The 22,958-nt window shown below is 45.6% G+C and carries 19 protein-coding genes; 12 read left to right on the top strand and 7 right to left on the bottom strand.

The genetic code is table 11. The annotated features are described in order from the left end of the window. Window positions 1–98: 98 nt before the first annotated feature. Window positions 99–656 carry a DUF4126 domain-containing protein gene (locus Q0785_RS06210; protein ID WP_298827111.1) on the top strand — a complete coding sequence of 186 codons (558 nt, stop codon included), beginning with the start codon at window positions 99–101 and terminating at the stop codon, window positions 654–656. Between the two features lie 72 nt (window positions 657–728). Here the strand turns inward: Q0785_RS06210 and Q0785_RS06205 are convergent, their stop codons facing one another. Continuing rightward, window positions 729–1,922, bottom strand: coding sequence for a LysM peptidoglycan-binding domain-containing protein (locus Q0785_RS06205; RefSeq protein WP_298827108.1), 1,194 nt, complete (start codon window positions 1,920–1,922; stop codon window positions 729–731). A gap of 284 nt (window positions 1,923–2,206) precedes the next feature. Between Q0785_RS06205 and Q0785_RS06200 the strand changes: the two genes are divergently transcribed. After that, window positions 2,207–3,082 (top strand): DUF1028 domain-containing protein, encoded by an 876-nt coding sequence (locus Q0785_RS06200; RefSeq protein ID WP_298827105.1) that lies wholly within the window; start codon window positions 2,207–2,209, stop codon window positions 3,080–3,082. Between the two features lie 224 nt (window positions 3,083–3,306). On the opposite strand, the gene Q0785_RS06195 is transcribed toward Q0785_RS06200, so the two are convergent. Both Q0785_RS06195 and Q0785_RS06190 read right to left on the bottom strand, forming a co-directional pair. Further along, window positions 3,307–6,504, bottom strand: coding sequence for an efflux RND transporter permease subunit (locus tag Q0785_RS06195; RefSeq protein WP_298827103.1), 3,198 nt, complete (start codon window positions 6,502–6,504; stop codon window positions 3,307–3,309). A gap of 18 nt (window positions 6,505–6,522) precedes the next feature. Next, window positions 6,523–7,341: a TetR/AcrR family transcriptional regulator gene (locus Q0785_RS06190; RefSeq protein WP_298827100.1), complete on the bottom strand. Its 819-nt coding sequence runs from the start codon at window positions 7,339–7,341 to the stop codon at window positions 6,523–6,525. Between the two features lie 277 nt (window positions 7,342–7,618). Here Q0785_RS06190 and Q0785_RS06185 point away from each other — a divergent pair, with 277 nt between their 5' ends. Next, a complete protein-coding gene (locus tag Q0785_RS06185; RefSeq protein WP_298827097.1) occupies window positions 7,619–8,140 on the top strand; it encodes a GyrI-like domain-containing protein in 522 nt (173 codons plus the stop codon). 493 nt (window positions 8,141–8,633) lie between these two features. Here Q0785_RS06185 and Q0785_RS06180 read toward each other — a convergent pair whose 3' ends face one another. Next, the gene (locus Q0785_RS06180) at window positions 8,634–9,104 is read right to left on the bottom strand and encodes a competence protein ComK (protein WP_298827094.1); all 471 of its coding nucleotides are present in this window, start codon (window positions 9,102–9,104) and stop codon (window positions 8,634–8,636) included. Window positions 9,105–9,344: 240 nt separating this feature from the next. On the opposite strand from Q0785_RS06180, the gene Q0785_RS06175 reads away from it, so the two are divergent. Further along, a complete protein-coding gene (locus Q0785_RS06175; RefSeq protein ID WP_298827091.1) occupies window positions 9,345–9,827 on the top strand; it encodes a sigma-70 family RNA polymerase sigma factor in 483 nt (160 codons plus the stop codon). Between the two features lie 103 nt (window positions 9,828–9,930). Continuing rightward, window positions 9,931–11,208: a HAMP domain-containing sensor histidine kinase gene (locus Q0785_RS06170; protein WP_298827088.1), complete on the top strand. Its 1,278-nt coding sequence runs from the start codon at window positions 9,931–9,933 to the stop codon at window positions 11,206–11,208. 32 nt (window positions 11,209–11,240) lie between these two features. Here Q0785_RS06170 and uvsE read toward each other — a convergent pair whose 3' ends face one another. After that, window positions 11,241–12,113, bottom strand: a complete 873-nt coding sequence (gene uvsE, locus Q0785_RS06165; protein WP_298827085.1) for a UV DNA damage repair endonuclease UvsE — start codon at window positions 12,111–12,113, stop codon at window positions 11,241–11,243. 100 nt (window positions 12,114–12,213) lie between these two features. On the opposite strand from uvsE, the gene Q0785_RS06160 reads away from it, so the two are divergent. Continuing rightward, a complete protein-coding gene (locus tag Q0785_RS06160; protein ID WP_298827082.1) occupies window positions 12,214–12,699 on the top strand; it encodes an SRPBCC family protein in 486 nt (161 codons plus the stop codon). Between the two features lie 182 nt (window positions 12,700–12,881). After that, window positions 12,882–13,745 (top strand): AraC family transcriptional regulator, encoded by an 864-nt coding sequence (locus tag Q0785_RS06155; protein WP_298827079.1) that lies wholly within the window; start codon window positions 12,882–12,884, stop codon window positions 13,743–13,745. 71 nt (window positions 13,746–13,816) lie between these two features. On the opposite strand, the gene Q0785_RS06150 is transcribed toward Q0785_RS06155, so the two are convergent. Beyond that, window positions 13,817–14,116: a hypothetical protein gene (locus tag Q0785_RS06150; protein ID WP_298827075.1), complete on the bottom strand. Its 300-nt coding sequence runs from the start codon at window positions 14,114–14,116 to the stop codon at window positions 13,817–13,819. A gap of 324 nt (window positions 14,117–14,440) precedes the next feature. On the opposite strand from Q0785_RS06150, the gene Q0785_RS06145 reads away from it, so the two are divergent. Continuing rightward, entirely contained in the window at window positions 14,441–15,409 is a 969-nt protein-coding gene (locus Q0785_RS06145; protein ID WP_298827072.1) for an SMP-30/gluconolactonase/LRE family protein, read from the top strand. Window positions 15,410–15,548: 139 nt separating this feature from the next. On the opposite strand, the gene Q0785_RS06140 is transcribed toward Q0785_RS06145, so the two are convergent. After that, window positions 15,549–16,325 (bottom strand): NRDE family protein, encoded by a 777-nt coding sequence (locus Q0785_RS06140; RefSeq protein WP_298827069.1) that lies wholly within the window; start codon window positions 16,323–16,325, stop codon window positions 15,549–15,551. A 317-nt stretch (window positions 16,326–16,642) separates the two neighbouring features. On the opposite strand from Q0785_RS06140, the gene Q0785_RS06135 reads away from it, so the two are divergent. From Q0785_RS06135 to Q0785_RS06120, 4 genes are all read left to right on the top strand, one after another. Then, on the top strand, window positions 16,643–18,316 hold the full coding sequence (locus Q0785_RS06135) for a diguanylate cyclase (protein WP_298827066.1): 1,674 nt from the start codon (window positions 16,643–16,645) through the stop codon (window positions 18,314–18,316). A gap of 105 nt (window positions 18,317–18,421) precedes the next feature. Continuing rightward, entirely contained in the window at window positions 18,422–18,571 is a 150-nt protein-coding gene (locus Q0785_RS06130; protein ID WP_298827063.1) for a hypothetical protein, read from the top strand. 352 nt (window positions 18,572–18,923) lie between these two features. Beyond that, window positions 18,924–22,214: an ATP-binding protein gene (locus Q0785_RS06125; RefSeq protein WP_298827060.1), complete on the top strand. Its 3,291-nt coding sequence runs from the start codon at window positions 18,924–18,926 to the stop codon at window positions 22,212–22,214. Window positions 22,215–22,228: 14 nt separating this feature from the next. After that, window positions 22,229–22,921, top strand: a complete 693-nt coding sequence (locus tag Q0785_RS06120) for a response regulator transcription factor (RefSeq protein WP_298827058.1) — start codon at window positions 22,229–22,231, stop codon at window positions 22,919–22,921. Window positions 22,922–22,958: the final 37 nt, after the last annotated feature.

The following is a 22,958-nucleotide window of genomic DNA, read 5'->3' as shown; positions in this document are numbered from 1 at the left end:
TCCATCTTTAAGATCGTGATTCACTAAACGATGAGCATGCCGGCAGAACCCCTGGTCGTGTATACTAGAAGAAAACAAGGATGACGGAGGTTGATGTAATGGAAACCATTCTTGCGATAGCCATCGGTTTGGCATTAAGCGCAACCGTGGGTTTTAGGATTTTTACACCTTTGTTGATAACGGGGATATTTGTCCATGTGGACTGGCTGACGCTTTCAGAAGGTTTCAGTTGGATCGGCAGTACGCCGGCGATCATTGCATTTGCTGTCGCCACCCTTTTTGAAGTCGCGGTCAATTATATTCCGGCTGTAGGTTCTTTTATGAAGATGATAGCGACTCCGATTGCCGCTTTGGCTGGAATCCTGCTGACTGCTTCTTTTATCGGGGACATGAGCCCGTTTTTAGAATGGAGCATCGCCATCATCGGGGGTGGAGGGGTGGCCACTGCTTCCCATGCAACGATTACAGCGGTCAAAGGCGTCAGCGAAACAGCGATGATGAGTCCTGCTGTCTCTGCAGCAGAAGATGCGACGGCAACGTTTGTCCCCATCCTGATATTCATCGCACCGATCCTGGCGATTGTCTTCCTGCTGGCAATGGTATTTATGATCTATAAGTTATATCGCAGATTTCTCTACAAGCCGAAAGCTATATAAAAAGGAGCCGGAAACTTTCTTCCGGCTCCTTTTTGCTATCGGTTAAGGTGAAGCTGTTTTTTCAGCCTGCAGTTATCTCGGAATCACCAGCACCTGCCCAACACGAATTGAATTGACATTGGTGATTTTATTGGCCGCCGCAATTTTCGAGACGGTGGTATTGTAGGTGCGCGCAATGCTGTAAAGTGTGTCTCCAGCTTTAACCGTGTGTTTTACGGTCGTGGCAGGAGGTGCAGTGGTTTTGCCTGGAATCGTCAATACCTGTCCGACACGGATCAAATTGTAGTTGGTGATATTGTTGGCTTTAGCCAAAGCCGCTACGGTCACATTGTATTTTTTGGCGATGCTGTAGAGTGTGTCTCCAGCTTTGACCGTGTATTTTACAGACGTGGCAGGAGGCGTAGTGGTTTTACCTGGAATGGTCAACACCTGTCCGACACGAATCAGATTGTAATTGGTGATATTGTTGGCTTTAGCCAATGTCGCTACAGTGACATTGTATTTTTTGGCAATGCTGTAGAGCGTGTCTCCAGCTTTTACTGTATACTTGGTGCCGCTCACTGGAGCAGAAGACAGGTTCAATAGTTCGGAAACGGTGACGAATTTATACCCTTGGGCTTTCAATTTGCTGATCATGCCCGGCAATGCACCAGGGGTTCCGGATGCTCCGGCTCCAGTGTGCATTAACACGATGGATCCCGGCACGATATTGTTCATGACCTTATTGGTGATTTGGGTGGATGAAACGCCTTTCCAGTCAACGGTGTCGATATTCCATTGAATGGTATGGGTGTACCCGGCATCGCCCACTGCCTTAAGAACAGAGGCGTTGGATGCGCCGAACGGAGCTCTGAAAATTGGCTTGGTCGTTTTTCCGGTTATTCCTTTAATGGTCGTTTCCGTACTAGCAAGTTCACTTTTTATCTTGGCAGCGGAGAGTTTCGTAAAATCAGGATGCGAATAGGAGTGGTTTCCGAGCTGGTGGCCTTTGGCTGAAATGTTCTTGATCCAGGAAGGGTGATTTTTGGCACCGGAACCTGTTAGAAAGAACGTCGCTTTAACATTATTGGCAGACAGGACATCCAATATTTTGTTGATGTTCGTGCCGTCTGAACCATCATCAAAAGTGAGGGCGACCACTTTGCTGGCCGTACTGCCTTTGGTGACATAGGTGGAGCTTGCTGCTTGTGACTGACTGGAGAAAGACAATACGGTAAATAGGATCAGTAATACGGCTGCTGCGACTTTACTCCATTTAGAGAGCATCTTTTTCACCCCTTCATTTAGTGCGCTGGAATATGTTCCAGCGTATGTATGAGGGACTCGACTGGAAATTAAACTAAGGGGAGGAAAATGGGGTTTTACACGAATTTTATAATCCTATTATACCATGAGTGTGTGTAATAAGTATCATTTAAATCTGGAAAAATAATTTATTTGATTTCTGTAACTATGGAGTTTCATTATATAATAAATTTCGTTCAATAAAAAAGTTCAATGATTTAACTTTCTGTACGTTTTGATTAAACTGGAGAAAAGGGGGATGTTAAATGAAGAACAGCATACATGAAGAGAAGTTAGTCGCGACATTTTCAATTGTCGCCGCCGATCCGGAAACAGGGGAAGTTGGAGTGGCGGTCCAATCGAAGTTTTTGGCAGTCGGATCAGTCGTGCCATGGGCGAAAGCGGATGTAGGGGCGGTTGCCACGCAATCCTGGGCGAATACGGCTTTTGGGCCGGAAGGATTGAAACTGTTGGAGAAAGGCTTGACGCCTGAGGAAGTGATCGACAAACTCGTCGCCGCCGATCCCGGCAGAAGTTTGCGCCAGGTTGCCATCATCAACTCGGATGGTGAAGCGAGCGCTTTTACAGGCCATGAATGCTACGATTGGGCAGGACATAAAGTAGGGAAGCACCACTCCTGCCAAGGGAATATCCTGATCAGTGAAAAAACTGTCAGCGAAATGAGCAGAGCTTTCGAAGAATCGGATGGTCCGCTTGCCGAACGCATGCTGACGGCTATATCCGCAGCTCAACAGGCGGGAGGGGATAGCCGTGGCAAGCAGTCGGCTGCTGTTTATGTGCTGCAAAAAGGCGCAGGGTATGGCGGTTATAACGATGTCAAAGTCGATTTGCGCGTCGATGACCATCCGGAGCCGATCGAAGAATTGCAGCGGCTGTACGAGCTGCATAAAATGTATGCCGCACCATCAGAAGAAAAGTTGGCCATCGAAGGTGATGTGCTGGAAACAGTCGTGGAGAAATTGGTGGAGATCGGTTTATTGGCTTCGGCTGATCACAGCAGCTATGACGTGAAAGTGAAGGAAGCGCTGAAAACTTTTGTGCTGCGCGAGAACTTCGATGATCATTGGTCGGAAGACGCACTTATTGATGAAACGGTGCTTAATTATTTGAAAAAGCAATAATGGCGAAGGCCGGTTCAATTGAACCGGCCTTTTTTTTATGCGAGGTGCGGTTATGGGCCGGCGAGGTGCGGAGTTTACCATTTGGGGTGCGGTTACGGGTCGGCGAGGTGCGGAGTTTGCCATTTGAGGTGCGGTTACGGACGAATGAGGTGCGGTTACTCCCCAAAAACATAAAAAAACAGACAGCCCACGAATGGGCTGCCTGAATTTCCTTCACAACAAATTTAGTTTACTTGTTTCTTGCGGAATTTCGATACGACTTCATAAACGATCGGCACGATGACCAATGTCAATAAAGTAGAGCTGATCAATCCACCGATAACCGTGATGCCGAGGCCTTGGGAAATCAATCCGCCGCCTCCGCCTTCAACACCAATCGCAAGCGGGATCAACGCGCCGATTGTAGCCAAAGCAGTCATCAGGATCGGGCGCAGACGTGTCACGCCGCCTTCAAGAAGGGCTTCGCGCGTCGTCAATCCGGCTTTCTCCATGTGGATGACCCGGTCAATCAGGACGATTGCATTGGTGACAACGATTCCGATCAGCATCAAGACGCCGATCAATGCGTTGACACTCAAGGCTTCTCCGGTAATCCATAAGGCTACCAGAACACCGATTACAGTGAAAGGCAACGAGAACAGGATGGAGAACGGAGCGAGTGCGCCGCCGAAAGTTACAACCAGTACAAAATAAACGATCGCAATGGCTGCAAGCATGGCCAGGCCAAGCTGCGTAAATGATTCATTGATCTGTTCAGTCACGCCGCCGTGGTCAGTCGTTACACCAGCCGGCAAGTCAAGCTCTGCAACCTGCTCATCGATATCAGCCGTGATTTCAGCAGCATTGTTGCCGAGGACGTCTGAAGTCAGGGAAGCGTACATTTGCCCATCTCTGCGGTTGATGGTATCCGGCGATTTGCCTTCTTCCACTTCCATGACGTCGCCAACGGTAACCGTCGTCCCAAGTGCTGTCGGGATTTCTACATCCGTTACATCATCAATCCCGGCATACTCAGTTTCTTCTGTTTCGATATAGACATTAAGCTCTTCGCCTTCATTCGTGACAGTGGTTAAAACCGGTGCTTCACCGACTCCACTTAACGCCATGCCGATTTGAGCTGCGGTCAAGCCGTTTTCGCTCAAGCTTTCCTGACTGGCCACTAATGTGAACTGGTCATAAGCTTCAGTCAAACTGGATTCTGTATTTTCCAGGCCATCGTTATCTTCCATGAATGGCTGGATTTCATCGATTGCGGTTTGAATATCTTCCACGTTGTCTCCGTAGACGAACATTTCCAGGCCACTTGCTCCCATAGCAGCAAAGTCCAGGCTTGCCCATTCCCCGGATTCAGTGGATCCGTTCAATTCTTCAATCAGTTTTTTGCTTTCATCACTGAATTCTTCAAATTCGTCATCATACTCAATATAGAACAACGCGGAATTATCTCCGCCTCCGCCCATTGCAGCCAACGGATTTCCTCCGCCAAGCGAATATTGGTATGAGGTAACGCCTTCGCGTCCGTCAATGGAAGCTTCTGCCTCAAGTGCAATGGCTTCTACATCTTCGCGCGTCTGGCCAGGTTCCGGGCTGTAAGTAGCCATGACCATTTTCTGTTCTTCTTCAGGCAGGAAGCTGACACCGATAACCGGGATCAGGAACAAACTTGCCGCAAGGACTACGGAAGCTCCACCGAACGTAATGATTTTATGATTCAATGACCATTCCAAAATGCGTTTATAGCCGGCTGCCATTTTGCCTGGCTTATGTTCTTTTTGTGCAGATTTAGGAGTACCCAGATTCTGCAATTGCTTGCGGTACATCAAATGCGCCATCATCGGAACGATGGTTACAGCGACCAATAACGAAGCTGATAATGCAAAGACGACTGCTAATGCGAACGGCAGGAATAATTCGCCGATTTGTCCGCTGACCAGTGCAAGCGGCAGGAATACTGCGATTGTGACAATGGTGGATGAAAAAATCGGCAGGAACATTTCACGCGTTGCTTCGCGGATCAATTCTTTGCCGCGCAGTTTCTCACCCGGCAAGGCCATACGGCGGTAGATGTTCTCAATAACGACGATCGAATCATCGATTACGCGTCCGATTGCGACCGTCAATGCACCAAGTGTCATGATATTCAACGTGATGTCCATCTGGTTCAATAGGAAAATCGCCATCAATAACGACAAGGGGATGGAAATGATCGAAATCAATGTCGTTTTAAAGCTGCGCAGGAACATCAAAATGATGACGACAGCGAATAAAATACCGAAGAGCGCTTTGCTGAGCATCGTTTCCACCGATTTCTCAATGGGTTCACCCTGGTCAAAAGTGGAGGAAACGGTCAAACCGTACTCTTCCTCGACATCTGCGACGATGTCTTTGACCTCATTAACCACTTCAACGGTATTGGCATCAGGCGATTTGACAATCGAGATTCCGATTGATTCTTCACCGTTTGTACGTGAAATCGATTCCGCTTCGCTGACTACTTCAATCTCCGCCAATTCGCTTAATGCGACGGTAGGAATGGTAGTAGGAACAGCAGCAGGTGCCTGAGCAGATGGGGGCTGTGCGCCCGCAGCGACATCAGGTGCAGCCGGAGCTTGAGCGGCAGGACCCTCGGCACCCGCAGCAGCAGGAGGTACTTCGCCTGGAGCAGCAGCTGCTGCTTGAGGGATCGCTGGAATCTGCAGGTTCTTCAAATCATCGACAGATGTGATATCGCCATCGATGACCAGGTTTTTAAGTTCTCCATCGAATTCCGTCAATCCCAGTGGGAAGGTCAGCTTCGAACCTTGGATCAATTGTTGGATCGTTTCTTCAGTCAAGCCATATTGTGCAAGAGCTTCCTGATCAAAGGCCATGGTGACTTTCTGCACGCGCTGGCCGGAAACCTGTGCGTCGGACAAACCGGATACACCTTCAAGGGCGGGCAGCACATTGTCTTCAACAGTGGCTGTCAACTCTTCAAGTGAACTGCCCGAATTGCTGATGCTCAATGTCAGGATAGGAAAGGCATCCAAACTGAGGCGGGAAACCTGTGGCTCATTGGCTGCTTCGGGAATCGAAATCTGGGATAAAGCATCTTCCAATTCGCGGGCCGCTTCGTCCATATCGACATCAAAATCGTATTGGACTTGAATGGTGGAGGCGTTTGCCATCGATGTGGATGTCATCAGCTCGACGCCATTCATGTTTTGAATGCGCTGTTCCATCGGAATGGTGACTTCTTCCATGATTTCGTCAGGTGCAGCACCCGGGTATGTAGTGACGACAGTTACAGCAGGCAAAGTGATGCTTGGAATGGATTCCTGTTTCATCGTCAATCCTGCATATAGGCCGGCAACAACAATCATAATGGTCAAAATCCATATCGCAAATTTATTGTTAAGGGAAAAATCAATGATTTTCTTCAAGTTCTTGGCTCCTTTAAGTTAAATAAAATTCTCCAGGTAAATGACTTCATTCTTAATGGTAGGATGTTGTTTCAGATAGACCAGCAAAGCTTCAATCAGAAAATCCTGCGGCTCTTCTTTGCCGACTTGCTCTTTCAGCAAAGCTAATGAAGCCAGCAACTTTTCCGGATCTGTTTCAGAGGCTTTTATTTTTTCAGCAACTTGCTGAAAGCTTTCCTCCATCGTCGCGGCCGGAGAACGCGCCTCGGTCAATACAGGTTCCATCGTTTCTAATTTGTCGACTACTGCATCAATGGTAGCTGTGATGAAATTGACGAGTTTTGAAATCTGTACATGTTTTTTCTCAATCACCAGCGTAATGATGTACTGTTGCATCAAGCCTTCAAGTACCGTCACCAAATCGGGCAGAAACGGTTCGATATCCGTTCCATAAGTATCCAACAAGATGGTTTTGTGCAGGGTGATGGTCGACTGCCGCAGTTCTCCGAACAAAGAACTCAACTTTTCGCTGTCGCTGAGCGGTAAATCCTTGAATACCATCATGAAAAACTCCTGATTGGAGAGGGTCCGTTCAATCTCAATCTCAAGTTTCTTTTTAAAGACATCCTTGGAGTCGGAACCGGGGGCCTGTTGGAAATTGGCGATTTCCGTCGAGATTTCATCGTGATACTGCTTTAAAATTTCGACAAACATATTTTCCTTCGAATCGAAATGCTTATAGAAAGCACCTTTGGAAATGCCGACGGCTTGTGCCACTTCCTGAACAGATGTTTGATGGAAGCCTTTCGAAGAAAACAAGTGCACAGCCTGCTTCATTATTTCAGTTCTTTTGTCCATTAGAGCCCTCCTGAACCAATTGGTCACGTATAGTGACCAGTCAGTCACTTGTTACAGATTATAGTTTAGCTTAAGCAAAGTCAATTTGAAGAGCTTCAGATTTTGTGTCAATTTCATGGCTGGCTTTCACTTCCATCGAACGGTACAGCTGATAAGAGAAGAAGCCTTTAAGGATTGGGGCATCCCGAAATTTCCAGAGACGATTTAAAGGAATGTCTCGGCGGGTATAGAATACTAGTTAGTATTAGCTTGATTCGGAAATAGAGGAGTGGAATGGATGGTGCAGAAATATATCAGTGAACCATTTGTTGAGGAACGGACAGAACAACCCTACGTCGGCATTCCGATTTTGGCGGGGCTGTCGGACTGGGAAGAAGTCAACGGGCTCGTGGGAGAGTTGTTTGACTGGCTGAAAGTGAAAGGGATTAAACCTGCAGGAGCTCCATTTTTCCGTTATTGGTGCATGGGCGATTCAGAAGGAAAGTACAAGATGGAAGTCGGGGTACCCGTAAAACGGATGGTGACAGGGGATCAACGTGTGATGGCAAGCTATATACCCGGCGGTTCCTATTTATCCGCTTTGCACAAAGGGCACCCCGACAACCTGGATAAATCCCTTGATGCACTGGAGCAATGGGCGGTACAGGAAGGCTTGGACATCGATAAACGGTGGGAAGGGGAAGATGAAATCTGGAACGGCCGTTTTGAATTTTATGTATCCGAGCCGGAAATAGAAGTTGATTTAGACAACTGGGCCATCGAAATCGCTTTTTTGTTGATGAGGGATGATGCTGCTTAAAAGAAAAGCGCAAGCGCCCGTGTAGATTCGACGGGCATAAGACAGACCAGCAGAGTGGCGCTCTTTGCCACGCAGCTGGGTTGGCTTATGACCCTAGAATCTGGCCGCTGGAGCTGGACAATAAGAAAAGCGAAGGCGGCCGTTCAGCTCCGAAAGGCATAAGACGCTCTGGCGAAGCGGCGTGTTTTCAGCCGCACAGCACGAAAAGTAGAAGTGCCTGTTTAGCTCTGACAGGCATAAGGCAGCCCGGCGAAGTGGCGTTTTTTACCACACAGCTGGGTTGACTTATGACCCGAAGAGCTAGGCGCTGAACTAGACACCAGAGTGGCTTATGACCCGAGGAGTTGGCCGCTGGAGCTGGACAATAAGAAAAGCGAAGGCGGCCATGTAGCCGCAACTAACAAACCTGCATAGTCAAAACACCTAAAAAAAGACACCTTTCTCTGCATTGGCCTTCAAGCCAGTGCAGAGAGAGGTGTCTTAACTTGTGGCGTCAGTACCTGTTTCTTTCACGGACGTCTGAGTAATAATACATCATTTCATACATTCGGCTTCGCTGTTTTTGCAGGATGCCGATAGAGACATTGACCTCTGTCGAAACATTGAATTCGTCAAACAGGATACGCGTCCTGTTTGGGGCTATCGCTTCCAGCCGGTAATGATGATTGAAGATCCAAACGCAGTCAGGTTTATCAGGAGACTTGGTGGGATAGGCGGCCAATCCATCTTCCGAGATGAGAAGTGTTGTTTTTTGATGCTGCTTGAGATTATGCCGCGTGGCTTTCACTCGGCCTTCATATGTCGATGCAAACATCATACAAGCCTTATCGATTAAAGTCAGAACCGAGTCTTGGGAATAAAAAACGCCGTCCTTTGTTACAATTTTGGACTTTCGCTCCATTTCAAAATAATTTTCAACAAACAACACCGAACGATCAATTAAATTTTCATGATACTTCTTCACTGTCACAAGCTCCCCTTTCTCAACACATGAAAATTCTACCATTCGCAAGTTAGTGAAGCAATCTATATTTCTGAAAATAGATACTGTTTTGACAATTATGTAGGTCATACAAACTGTACGCCAGCTATGAATTCAGTTTTTATAACGACAAATGACCTATTGAGCAAGTGGATACAAGTCTCTTCTTATCTTAATCTAAAACGTACCCGGGAATAAATGAACGTTCAGAAGGATACGATCATGAAAGACTTTGAAGAAGTGGCAGTAAAATATGCACCGATGATTTCTGCGGTTATCCGCAAACTTCATATTTACCGTGATTACGAGACCTTCCGTCAAATCGGCACTATCGCGCTATGGCAGGCGTGGGAGCGTTTTGAAGATGAAAAAGGAAATTTCACCCCTTTTGCGTACCGTAGTATCAAAGGAGCGATGCTTGATGAGTTGAAGCGCGAAACCAAAAGGAATGACCAGCTCCCCCCTAAAGGCGCCGGAGCCCAGGAAGAAGACAGGGAAGAAATGGTGGATGGTCTGCCTGACTGGCTGGATGTGGGTAAATTGAATGGACAGGAAAAGCGGCTGTTGGAAGCACTGTATGTAAAGGGATGCAGCCTTCCGGAACTGTCCATTGCGGAAAATATTTCACTTGCGGGCATGAAGAAAAGGCGTGAGCGTCTGCTGAAGAAGCTGAAAGATACGACTGCTCATCCTTATAGGGAATAAAAGTCAAACCAATTGCACGGAAGAGAATACAGAAAAAGGTGGTAGTGAATAAATTCGGATTGTATAATGAATGACGCAGTGGAAAGAAATGAGGGTGACATCTATGGAAGCAATGATGACAGGCATGATCAATAATATCTTTTTCATCATATTTCCAATCATCGTCTATCAGATGCTGGCGACAGCGGGCCAACGAAATTTTTTCGTCAGCCATCGCGTTACAATGACCGTACTTTTTTCGATTTCAATTATTTTGTGTATGCTGTTTCCCTATCAATTTTTGACAGACCAATATATTTTCGACCTGCGTCAAGTACCAATGATCGTAGGAGCTCTCTACGGCGGTCCGATTGTTTCGGCCATGCTTTTTCTTGTATCCTCTATTGGCCGGATTTTTATCGGCGGGGACGGGATGTACATCGCGATCCTCAATCAATTTGTCATCGCTGCCGGCGTGCCGTTTCTGCGGCCTTTGTATATGCGCATCAACCGGCTTAGAAAAATCGCGCTGGTATTTTGCATTTCGATTGCCTCGCTGTTGTTCAATATGTTTGCAGGTGCCTTCTTCTTTGGGGATCCGCTCGACGACATCATCGGAATTTGGGTGATGCTGATGATCAACCAGGGGACGATCATCGTTTTGACGGCTTTGCTGATCGAACATATGCAAAGACAGGAGTACATGTACAACTCCCTGCTGAAGCATGAAAAAATGGAGACAGTCAGCCATTTTGCAGCAGCGGTATCGCATGAACTGCGAAATCCCCTGCAGAGCATCAAAGGTTTTATTCAGCTGATGAAAGAATACGAATACAGCCGTGAAAAACAAGTGGAGTTTCATGACCTGATTTTAAGGGAAATCAATGCTGCAGAAGATTTGATCGATGATTATCTTGTCTATGCCAAGCCGACTTATGGGCAGCTTGAGCCAACTGCTGCTGCTTCTGAGGTTCGTCATGTCCTCAAAATCATGGCACCATATGCTACGGGAAAAGATGTGGAAGTGCATTTTGCTGAAATGGATGAGACTGTTGAAATCCTGGTCGATCGCCATAAGTTTCAGCAGGCCCTGGTCAACATCATCCGGAATGGCATAGAAGCGATGCCGGATGGAGGGACACTTTCAATTTCAGTGAAGTCATCTCCTGCCAAAGTTTGGGTGGAAGTGACGGATAAAGGTGTCGGTATGACGAAAGAAGAAGTGCAGCGCTTAGGAGAACCTTATTTTTCAAATAAAATCAAAGGCACCGGACTTGGATTGATGGTCACTTACAGCATCGTCAGCCAAATGAATGGCCAAGTCCTGGTTGACTCGGAAAAAGGAAAAGGTACGGAATTCACCTTGGAATTCCCGAATTTTGCGAACTCAGAAAATGAATAAAACAGCAGTCTCCGCGGAGACTGCTGTTTTATTCATTTACGCAATAATTGACGTACAAAAGGAAGCACAGACTGCTCCTTCAGTTTGGCTTCGAACATGATGTCCGCATCCGTGTCGCCGAGTAAGAGCAATAATTCATTGAAGTCCGTTTCAGAAACAAGGTCATGATGGCGAAGATCTGTAAAACCTTCCTTGCCTGTACTGATATGGATTTTGGGTGTGCCGTAGCCTTCCCAGGTTTTCAGGATTTCTGCATAATCGACTGGTGTGCCGTCGTTATTGCAGTTGTGATGATGGATGTCAAAGCAGACAGGCACTCCGCATACAGCGTGGACGTCCAGAACATCTCTGACAGTAAAGGTCTTATCATCATTTTCCAATCGAAGCCGCTGGCGTATGCTTGGGGACAATGCAAGGTAAGCTTCCGCAAAACGCTGTTTGGCTGCTTCTTTATCACCATATGCGCCACCGGTATGGAGGATGATATCCGAGCCGCCAAGCAGCTGAATCAGTTTGTCGTGATATTCAAGGTCTTCAATCGATTTTCGCACCACTTCCGGTTTCGGTGAATTAAGGACAGTGTATTGGCCAGGATGTACAGATACCCTCATCTCATGTGTTTCGACCATCGAGCGGATTTCGTCTGTGATAGCCAGTACTTCTGGATCTTCCCACCAGATCCAGTCATTTATCGGATGGGTGGATAATGGGACGATCGAGCTGGATGCACGGTAGAAATAAATATCATTTTTCAGGTTCCAACGGAGGATTTCGAGTGTGGTCTCAAAATTCTTCATCGTCAATTCCTTTATCTTTCCAGTTCCTTCCGTTTCTGCAGTCGCTACACGCAAGGTTCTGAAGATCGTTTTCAATTCAGTGTTCATGCAGGCATAACCTAATCTCATGTTGCTTCAACTCCTCGCTCTTATTATACCCATCTCGAACGGATTGCATTCCTCCTGTGGGGGTATAAGTATAGTAACAATCCAATAAGGAGGAATTCCAATGATTGCAGAGGTCACCCGAACTCAACAAGGATATAAAGCGGTATTTGATCGGAAACTGGCTCATGAACCGGAACATGTTTGGCAGATGCTGACGGACAATCAGAAGATTCATCGATGGTTTGCGGGATTGCAGATAGAGCAATCTGGCAAAGATGGCTACCTGACATTTGATATGGGGCATGGCAATTTCGAGAAAATGGCGATCACGGATTATGAGGAAAGAGAACGTTTGGGGTTTGAGTGGGGCGAAGATCATGTCCTGTTCAAACTTACACCGGAAGAAGGCGGAACCCGGCTCAAGCTGGTGGAAACGATCCAGGCACTCACCGACCATACGCCGAAAGATGTCGCGGGTTGGCATGTCTGCCTGGATGTCCTTCAAGCACTTCTTGACAAAAAAGGAATTGAGCGGACATTGGAATGGGAACATTGGTATCCGGAATACAAACGCCTTTTTGAAAGCATGCGGGTTTCTTTTGAATAAGCTGCAGTGCGGATTCTAAGATGCTTGCCTTTAATTCAACAAAAGTCAATTCATCGATGAATTGTGAACGTTTGTAAAGTGCTTCAATGCACTTACAAACGTTTTTTACTGTCTGCAGTCAGCACAAAAAGACAGGACGAACAGCGCTTTGCTTGGTAAAATCAGCTAAAGGAGTGAGGGCTATGGGATGGGTGGAATCGCTGCAACGTGCCATTGATTACATGGAAGAGCATATGGAAGAGGCGCTGACGATTGATCAAATTGCCGAACAGGCAAACGCTTCTGTTTTTCATTTTCAACGGACCTTTGCAATATTGACAGATTGTTCAGTTGCTGAATATTTACGTAGAAGGAGACTGACCTTAGCGGCGCAGGAGCTCTCGGCAACGAACCGGAAAATCATCGATATCGCCTACAAATATGGCTATGACACGCCCGAAGCTTTTTCAAAAGCGTTTCGTCGGCAGCATGGCGTCACACCAAGTGAAGCCAGAAAAAACTTAGGGGAACTGCGAGCTTTTAACCGACTGGTGATCCAAGTAAATTTGAAAGGGGCAGATCCAATGAAGTATCGCATTGTAGAGAAGCAAAGTTTTCAAGCAATCGGGCTAAAACGCCAGTTCTCTTTGACAGGTGGAGAGAACATGGCAGGGATTCCGAAAATGTGGGAGGAACTGAATCACAATGGCACGAGCGGCCTAATTGCCAGTTTGAATGATGGGGAAATCAAGGGATTATTGGGCATTTGCGCCGACTACCAGGACGGCCAGACCATGGATTATTGGATTGCTGCTGAAAGTAAACAAAGCGTACCTGAAGGCCTTTCTCATTTGGAAGTACCGGCATCAACATGGGGGATCTTTGAAGTGCACGGTGCTATGCCGGATGCCATGCCAAAAGTGTGGAAGCAGATTTTTTCGGAATGGTTTCCATCCAATCAGTATGAGAATGCCGGAACCGCTGAACTGGAGGTTTATCCGGAAGGTGATCCTTACCAGGAAGAGTACGTATCCGAAATATGGATTCCACTAAAAAGTAAACGGTAATGGCAAAGAAAAGGAGATGGAATGGCAGAAAATCCTGCCTTCCATCTCCTTTTTTATGTGTTTTTCAGTAGCTACTTGCTGCCATTTTCAAAAAAACTTTCTAAAGCTGTATTGATTTTTCTCATCACTTCAATCTGAGTAGCGTCGGAATTTACCTTATGGACCCAAAGATAAGCCTCAGATTTTTTGGCAGGCAAATGTTCAAGAAGTAAAACTTCACGACAAAAGTCTGGAGTGTTTTTTCCGGAGATCAGTTTTATTGTATATAAGGAACTGGTTTTGATAACTTTATCTATCTGATGGGTCTCCTCAAATTCCTCGAAGTCTGTAATCTGTATAAATTCGCTGTCTTTCTCATTTGGTGACACCACTTAAAACACTCCTTTTACAAGATTGTCTATCCTCTATTTTTTAGATGATACACGTTGAGGCTGTTTTCCTCAAATGCCACACAATCCTTTAGTTTAGCAAATAAAAACTTGATAAAACAGATAAATAGTTACTGAGTATTTATTGTTCTCTAGCAATTATTCTGGTTGTTTAAGGTGAAGCACCCCTGTATATTCTGTATGAGCAGTTTCATATCTCGGCGACATCAGCTGGATTTATGTGATTGATAAAACATGATTGCTTTATTGAAAAGACCATTTTAAGTGTGAATTAAATTTGTTCATTAAAAAAAGGGGGATCTGGATATGAAGAAAAAAGGATTGGCAATCGCATTATTGATGGTTTTTCTGCTGGTAGCAGCGACGTTTGTGGGAGCCAAATCTGCATATGAAAAAGCGCCTGTGCCAAAAGGGGAGCGGCATGACATTTCGGAAATTATTCCTTCCAAAGCCAAGTGGGAAAAGGTTGTTGCTGGAAAAGAAGGGTTTATGGAAGGGATCAACTTCGACCGTGAGGGTAATATTTGGATGGTGAGCCCGATGTCAGGAGAACTTCTGAAAGTGGAAGATGGCGAGGTCAAGCATGTTAGAGAATATCCGGGTCCGGTAGGCGCGAAGTTCCATAAAGACGGCCGCCTTTTCATTACGGATATATCAGGAGTGATTCATGCGTATGATCCTGAAACCGGAAACAGTGAAATTGCCGTAAGCACGTATGAAGGCAAACCATTAAATGGATTGAATGACTTGATATTCGACGAAGAAGGCGGCTTGTATTTCACAGAACCGATGGGCTCGAGTGCGACCAATCCGGTGGGACGCGTCTTCTATCTTCCGGCAGGCAGTACGGAGCCTGAACTGTTCGCAGAAAAGATCGCCTATCCGAATGGAGTTGCGATTTCCGCTGATGGACAACGTGTTTATATCTCAGAATTTGCGAAAAACAGCGTTTTGTCTGTTCCGGCTAAGAATGCACCACCCTCACCTGAAACACCGTTTGTCTTCGGATATTATGAAGGGGGCATCGGGCCCGATGGTTTGGCAGTCGATGAAAAGGGCAATTTGTACGTAGCCCATTTCCAGGCAGGTGAAATTGTTGTTCAGGATGCAAGAGGATTCAGTTATGGAACTATTCGTCTGCCTGAAGATGCGGGTACTTTTACGACCAATCTGACATTCCATGACGGCTACCTGTATATCACCGAATCCTCGAAAAATGAGGTCTGGCGCATCCAAGTGAAAGAAGATGGAGTGCCGCTGTACGGACTGCAATAGCTGATTAATTGCAGATGCTCAAATCCTTCTGCCGAAGTGAAGCTGCTGAACAAGCCTGAAACCTAAGCGTGCAGACATAAATAGTCTAGTGAAAAAGAAGAAGCTCGGCATTTCCTCAGGAAAATTGCCGGGCTTCTTCTTATTCTGCGGTATTCTCTTGCTCAATTTTGAATTCGAAAACAGTGTCTTCTTTGAATTCACCTTTTTCGTAGTTTCTTTCGGCAAAGGTGAGGGTGCCGTCATGTGCAATCAGGACCACGGTTGCAGAACGCGTGCCGTAATCCGGTGTTTTGATGAACATGGGAGACAGCATGCGTTCTAAATCCAATCCAACTCCAGTATCCGGCAGATGGGTATCAGGTGCCTGTTCAGCGTCTGCCAGTATCGTGAAGAGCATTTCCATATCCGGCTGATCAGTCTGTGCCATATAGGAAGCAAGTTGTTCTTTACCTTTTGTCACTTTGGGCCAGGGGGTATTCAGGAAATGGTTGCTCAGTCCATGGGTACCCGGTGGAATGTCATAGGATTCGTTTTGAATATTGTTATAGTAGACCAGTTTCTTTACATCGCCCATGATGATGTTGAATCCGGCATAGTGTGTCGGATCGATCGATTGCAAATAGTCTGCTGGAGAATCTGTACCTGCCAAAAAATCTTTGACGACTGCACCTCTCGATAACCGGCCCGCTTCCAGATTAGTGGGATCCCGAAAGTTCGTCAAAGCGGCAATCCGCCCTTGCTTGGTCACGCCCAACCAAGTGCCCATCCCGGTCAAGTCACGCCCAGCTAAAATATGAGGTTCATCTTCCCAAAAATGAGCGGGCGCAGCAGGCCGTCCGTAGAATTCGTCCCGGTTCGCAGCGACAATTAATTTGTATGTTGGGTGGTTCCGAAATTGAAGGTTGATAAGGCACATACTTTTTCCCCTTTTTGGTTTTATTATATACAATGAAGTGGCCAGTGCACAGAAAGAGGCATTACTTTCTGACAATTAACAGGAGTTTATTTCGCTTATAAAATGCAAGACCCCTATCCGTTCCACTAAGTTTTCCATTCTTTCTATGGTTAGAAAGTAAGTTTGCCATCAGGCTATTGGTATATCGACCAAAACGAAGCCAGTAAATTTCTAATAATAGGTAGGTCAAAAGTTTCAATTGGAATTATTTTCTGCTACACTATTAAAAGAGTTTTTCTCGGAACTGAGTCAGCAGCAAGTTAATAGGAGGAACAGCCATGACGAGTGAAGCAGGTTCATTATCTTTTGCACGCATATTGATGGAAGGCATTAAAGAGATGGTATTTGTTGTGAAAGTAAATGATAATGATTCTTTCGCTTATGAGTTTCTCAACAATGCAGTAATGGAGCGGACACTGCTAACTCCAGCCTCAATTGGAAAGACCATTGATGAAGTCCATTCCGTAAAAAAAGCGGAGTTTTTGAAGAGGAAATATAGTGAAGTTCTCCGGGGGAATTGCAGTATCAGCTATGAAGATTCATATCATTCTCGTGCAAACCGTTTGTTCTATTCGAAAAGCCTTTTGACCCCTTTCTTTAATGATGAAGGTAAATGTACTCATATAGTGGGTCTTGTAACCGATGTCACTGAAGAGAAAACCGCTTTACTGCAAAGTGAAGGAATCCGCCAGCGGTTGGAGGAAAGCAGCGCTCGCTACCGTCCTTTATTCGACAGCAGTGCGGCTGCAATATTCACCTTAGATTCCGAAGGCTGTATTACGGGGGGAAATGCTACGGGACAGAAGCTCAGCGGGTTTTTCATGAGAGACCTGGCAGGAAAGAATTTTGTTGATTTCATTATGCTGAAAGAGCGGGAACAGGCAAACGAGCATTTCTTATCGGCGATGGCAGGTGAAGTCAAAGACCGCCGCCTTAAATTCACTTTTAAATCAGACATATCCATTGTCTGTCTAGTCAAGTTCATTCCAATAAACCCGGAATCTAAAAAAACGGGTTTCTATATGATTATCAAAGATATGACGGAGCTCGACAGGATTGCGAGCCTGTATCAGGAAGGAGCAGAGAATTTTCGGATCATCGCTGAAAATGTTCATGACGTCATCATATTGATGGACCGGGACAAAAATTATCTGTATGTCTCACCTTCAGTAGAAACTATTTACGGCTATAAAGCAGATGGGATTGTCGGACAGAAGCCGTTTTACAATGTGCATCCGGACGATGTCGATTTCCTCCAGCAGGCTTTCAACGAAGCGGCAGAAAAAAGAACCCCGTACTTAATGCAGTTGCGGCTCCTCCATAAAAACAAAGGATGGGTTTGGTCGGAAATCAACGGTACTCCTGTTTTCGATGAAGAAGATCGATTTAACCATATGGTGATGGTGGCGCGGGATATCTCCATCCAAAAAGAGTATGAGAGCCAGCTCAAGCATTTCGCTTATTTCGATTCGTTGACAGAGTTGCCGAACCGGCGGAACTTCCAGGAGTATGCAAAGTCTCAATTGGAACTCAATGAACGGTGTGGAAAGAGTTTGGCGGTTCTTATCCTCGATATAGATGATTTTAAGGAAATCAACGATCAATGGGGACACGAAACAGGAGATGCCGTCATCCAGGAATTCGGATTCCGGTTGAATAGCTGCATTCAAGGAGAGAACATGGCTGCACGCTTGGGCGGGGATGAATTCGTCATCTTGTTGGCAGACACCGAAAGCAAAGAACAAGTCGCGGAAATCGCGGATCAAATTTATCGGGTGATGGAAAAGCCGATTGAAGTGCAGGGATTGTCGCTGAAGATTTCCATCAGTATGGGCATCGCCCTTGCGCCAGCTGAAGAGGTTTCAGTTTCCGTGATGATGAAACGTGCTGACATGGCCATGTATAAAGCGAAGAAGCAGGAGAAAAATTCATTTCACGTGAGTCCGGCATGAGCAGAAATAGCTCATGCTTTTTAATTTCTATTATTCAAAGACTTTTGTAATACCCATTGATAGTAATAAGTTCTTTCTACGGGTGATTGTGAAAGAGAGCAGCAATTGATTCCGGACAGCGAATTGAAAGTGATCACCAGTATCGCAGGCCATTTCGGGTTGTTTGGCGGCGAAGGTGAAGCATATCATGGCCAGGTCGACGGCTACTTGAAAGAGGTGTTGGCTGCAAGTGTATTTGAAAGCGTTAAGGAATAGACAGCAACGTAAACAAGCAGGGAAATTTCAGAACTCTTAGCTGGTGGAAGCTAAGGGTTTTTTATGATGCGATTTGATGGATTCTTATAATTTGGTAAAAATAGTGGGTAAAAGGTAATGATTGAATTTTCGGATACAAAATAAGTTTTCTTTTTCTGTGAAAAATGTTATGATTTCGTTAAATCATACATCCTATTAAAAATCCATAAATTGTATTTTTATATAAACAAATATACCTTTTTTCTCTTATGTCTTTAAGAAAAGGCTTTGTACCAACAAGTTATTAAGCAATCCCGCGACCTGATCATAGGGAATTCAATTTATTGATTATTCGAATAGTTGAGGTGAGGAAATGAAAGGATCCAATCGGAAAACTTCTATTTTTATTAGAATTTGCTGCATTCTTTGGATTTCTTTCTTTTTTCTTGCTATCGGAAAAACGACTGCAGAAACAGGCAGCGGTGGAGCCATAACTTTAACTGAAGAAGTTAAAGAGATGCCTCTTATCGCTGATTTACAGATCCTGGAGGATAGACAAGGGACACTTGAAGTGGATGAGCTGCAGCAGCCTCCGCATAATTGGAAGTTCATTTCAAATGAAGAAGTAATTCCGAATGCTGGATTAAGCTTCGCTGCTTATTGGCTAAGCTTTACTGTTGAGGATCAGTCAGAGGGCAAGGAATGGCTTCTTGAACTTGCCAACCCCTCCATTGATGAAGCGATTCTTTATTCCCCAGAAGTTTCGGGAGGGTTTGACATGGTTAAGTTGGGAACTACCGTTTCGAACTCAGAAAAAGCTCATCCCCATCATCATTTGGTCTTCGAACTGTTGCCGTTGGAGAATGCAGAAACTACGTTTTTCATAAGAATTGAATCACAGGGAGCGATGTATCTTCCTTTAACGATTTGGGAACATGAAGCCTTTGATGCACAGAGTCGGCAGATAACCGCAATCATCGGCTTACTCGGCGGCTTGATCTTATTGTTATCAGCAGGCTGCATCAAGTGGTTTTTCAATTACCGACAAAAAAATTTCCTATATCTCTTTGTGTTGGCGCTATCCGTCTTTGTCGTTGCGTCAACTTGGACCGGATTGAGTCTTGCGTATATTTGGCCGGAAACGGGAGGGCTGATCCGAAAAACTGTCTGGGCATTTTTTGGAACAGCTGGCATCATGACCTTGTTCATCACGAAGAAGCTATTGCCATCCGCTCTGCAAAGCCACAAATTTATCGGGTTGTTTGCAGCAATGACTTTCTTTGTCTTGCTGTCGATGGTGGTTTCTTTCTTTTCTTATCCCATGGCTGATGTGTTCTTGTGTCTAGCTGTTTTCCTGTCGCTCAGCTTATCTTTGGGGATTTCCCTTTCGGCCTGGAGCAAAGGGGTTTCCTACGCAGCTCCTTATGCTTTTTCCCTGTTTCTATCAGTCACTGCATTGGTCATTACATTTCTGACGGCAACAGCTATTTTGCCCTATGTAAAGCTGCTGCCATACGTACTTTATCTAGTCAGTGCAATTAGTTTGTTTTTTGCCTCAAAAGGGTTGCTGGTAAAAGAAAGAACGAATCTCGATAAGCACAGTCATCAAGAACGTCAAGCGAATAAACGCCAATTGATGGAAATCGAAACCTTGAAACATGCAAATAAGCGAAAAGATGAGTTATTGGCATTCACCACCAATGGCTTGCGCACGCCGCTTTACGGCATGATCGGCATTGCGGAATCACTTCAGGAATCCACCGCGGGGAAAATATCGCCTTTAGTCGCAAATCAATTGAAAGAATTGGTGGCAAGCGGAAAAAACATGGCGCATTTAGTCAATGATGTTATGGATTCTTCAAAAATGAAGCAGCCCCATATGCAGCTGCATGTGGAAGCGACTGAAATTGACGAGCTTTGCGATAACGTTATTTCGCTGTGTCGGCCGCTTTTGCGGTCTGAGTCAGTTGAGCTCTATCATACCGTTCCTGCTTCGTTGCCGAAAGCAATGGCTGATCCGGAGCGTGTCCAGCAAATCCTTTTTAATCTGATCGACAATTCCATCAAATATACACATAAAGGAGAGATCACCCTCTCAGCCCGCGTTTTGGGAAATCAGCTGGAAATATCAGTAAAGGACACCGGGACGGGCATCCAGGAGAAACGGATTCCTTCTTTATTTGAAGAGGATGGTGCACAGGAAGAGCTGCATGAAAATAAAAGCACAGGGTTGAAAATCGCCAAAAATTTAGTGGAACTTCAAGGAGGAGTACTGAAGGCCAAGTCGTATATGGGAACCGGCTCAACTTTCAGCTTCACTTTGCCGATTCATAAAGATGAATTGGGATGGGGATTTTCGGATGGCTTCGAATCGGGCATAAAGGAATTGACCGCATCCCAATTAGCTGATTCCATGCTGAAAGAAAGTACAACAAAAAGAAATCTTCACATCCTGGTCGTCGATTCGGAAGAAATCAACCGTCTTGTCCTATTGCGCCAATTGCTGTCAGCCGGCTATCAGGCTGTTGGTGTGGAAGGCGGAAAAGCAGCGATGCAGCTGCTGGGGCATAAACCGGTGGATTTGATTGTGATGGATGGACATTTAGTGGATATGACAGGAGATGAATTATGCCGCCATATCCGCTTGGACTTCACCTTGACGGAACTGCCGATCCTCATGCTGTCGCACGTGGATGGGCTGCGTGAAAAAAAAGAAGCCTTTACTGCGGGGGCAAATGATTATTTGCTGAAGCCCTGCGACAAGGAAGAGTTTTTACTGCGCGTCGAAACCCTGGCGAATATGCGGAGCCTGACCCAGGAAATCACCAACTTGAATTATTTTCTTGAACGCAATGTCAAAGAACGGACGATGGCACTTGAAATCACCAACATGAATCTGTTGACTGTCAATGACGAAATTCAGGAGATCGAAAAGTCCAGAAACGAAATGCTGTCAGCGATTTCCCACGAGCTTGGCACCCCGATTACGTTGATCCATAGTTATATCCAGGCAGTGAAAGAAAGTTTAATCGAAGAGAATAATCCGCGCTATTTAGATATGATCCATAAAAAGCTGCTGCTTTTGGAACGCCTGACAGAAGACCTTGTGGAGTTGACCAAATACAAATCAGGGAATATGACGTTGCGCTTTGAGGAAAGACAGTTGCAGGGATGGTTGGATCGTCTCGTAGAATCCATGGCATCTGATGTGACACAGAGTGGGCGGACGTTCGAATTTCTCGGAACGGAAAATCGGGATGATATCCGACGAGCGCTTTTGGCCATTGACCTGGATCGTCTTGACCAGGTCATCTCCAATATCCTCTGGAACGCTGTCAAACATACCTCTGCAGAGGAAGGCAGAATCACATTATCTATCGAAATACTGGCCGGAAATAATGAAGATGCGTCACTGAATGAAGAAATGGACGGAGAACTGGTGATTCGGATTGGCGATAATGGTTGTGGCATCAATAAAGAAGCCTTGCCTTATATCTTCGATCGTTTCTATAAGATCGACAGTTCGACCGCCTATAAAGGAAGCGGTCTTGGACTAGCGATCGCCAAAGAAATTATTTTAGCCCATAAAGGACAGATTTGGGCAGACAGTACAGAAGGGAAAGGAAGCGTCTTTAACATTGTACTGCCGCTGAATTTCCATTAAGGGGTGGATGAAAAATGGATGCTACTGTATTGATAGTGGACGATGATGAAGGAATTCGTGAATTGATGCGTTTATTCCTTTTAAAGAAAGGCTACAGCGTGCTGCAGGCTGAAGATGGTTTTCATGCCCTTGAACTGCTGGAAAAGGAAAAGCCGGATCTGATCTTGCTGGATGTCGAAATGCCGGGCATGAATGGGTTGGAAGTATGTGAGAAAATCCGTCTGAAGACGACTCTGCCGATTCTATTTGTCAGCTATCGGAAAGAGCTGGTGTATAAGATTCAGGGGCTCGAAGCCGGAGGCGATGACTATATCACCAAGCCTTTCGATTTTAATGAATTGGAGGCCCGCATCCGTGCCATACTTCGGAGAAATGGATGGAAGAATGCCGAAGAAGATCAGCTGACGATCATCAAATACAAAGATCTTCACATTCATGTAGATGCGCGTGAACTTTACATTGCGGGAAAACCGGTGAAGCTTTACCATAAGGAATTTCAATTATTGCTGCTGTTGGCGCAGACACCTAATCGGGTTTGGACGGCTGAACAATTATACGATCAAGTATGGGGTTATTATTCCGAAGGGGATGTCCAGACAGTAAAAGTGCATATCAGTAATTTGCGGAGAAAGATCGAAAGGGACCCCGCTAATCCAAACTTCATCCAAACTGTAAGGGGCTTTGGCTACAAATTCATATTGGACTGAAAGGCATTCGGCTTACCCAGGCCGGATGCTTTTTTTG

Source organism: uncultured Planococcus sp., assembly GCF_947501725.1.
GTDB classification, from domain to species: Bacteria; Bacillota; Bacilli; order Bacillales_A; family Planococcaceae; genus Planococcus; species Planococcus donghaensis_C.
The sequence above is the reverse complement of the archived record's forward strand: the minus strand, read 5'-3'. Positions and strand labels throughout refer to the sequence as shown.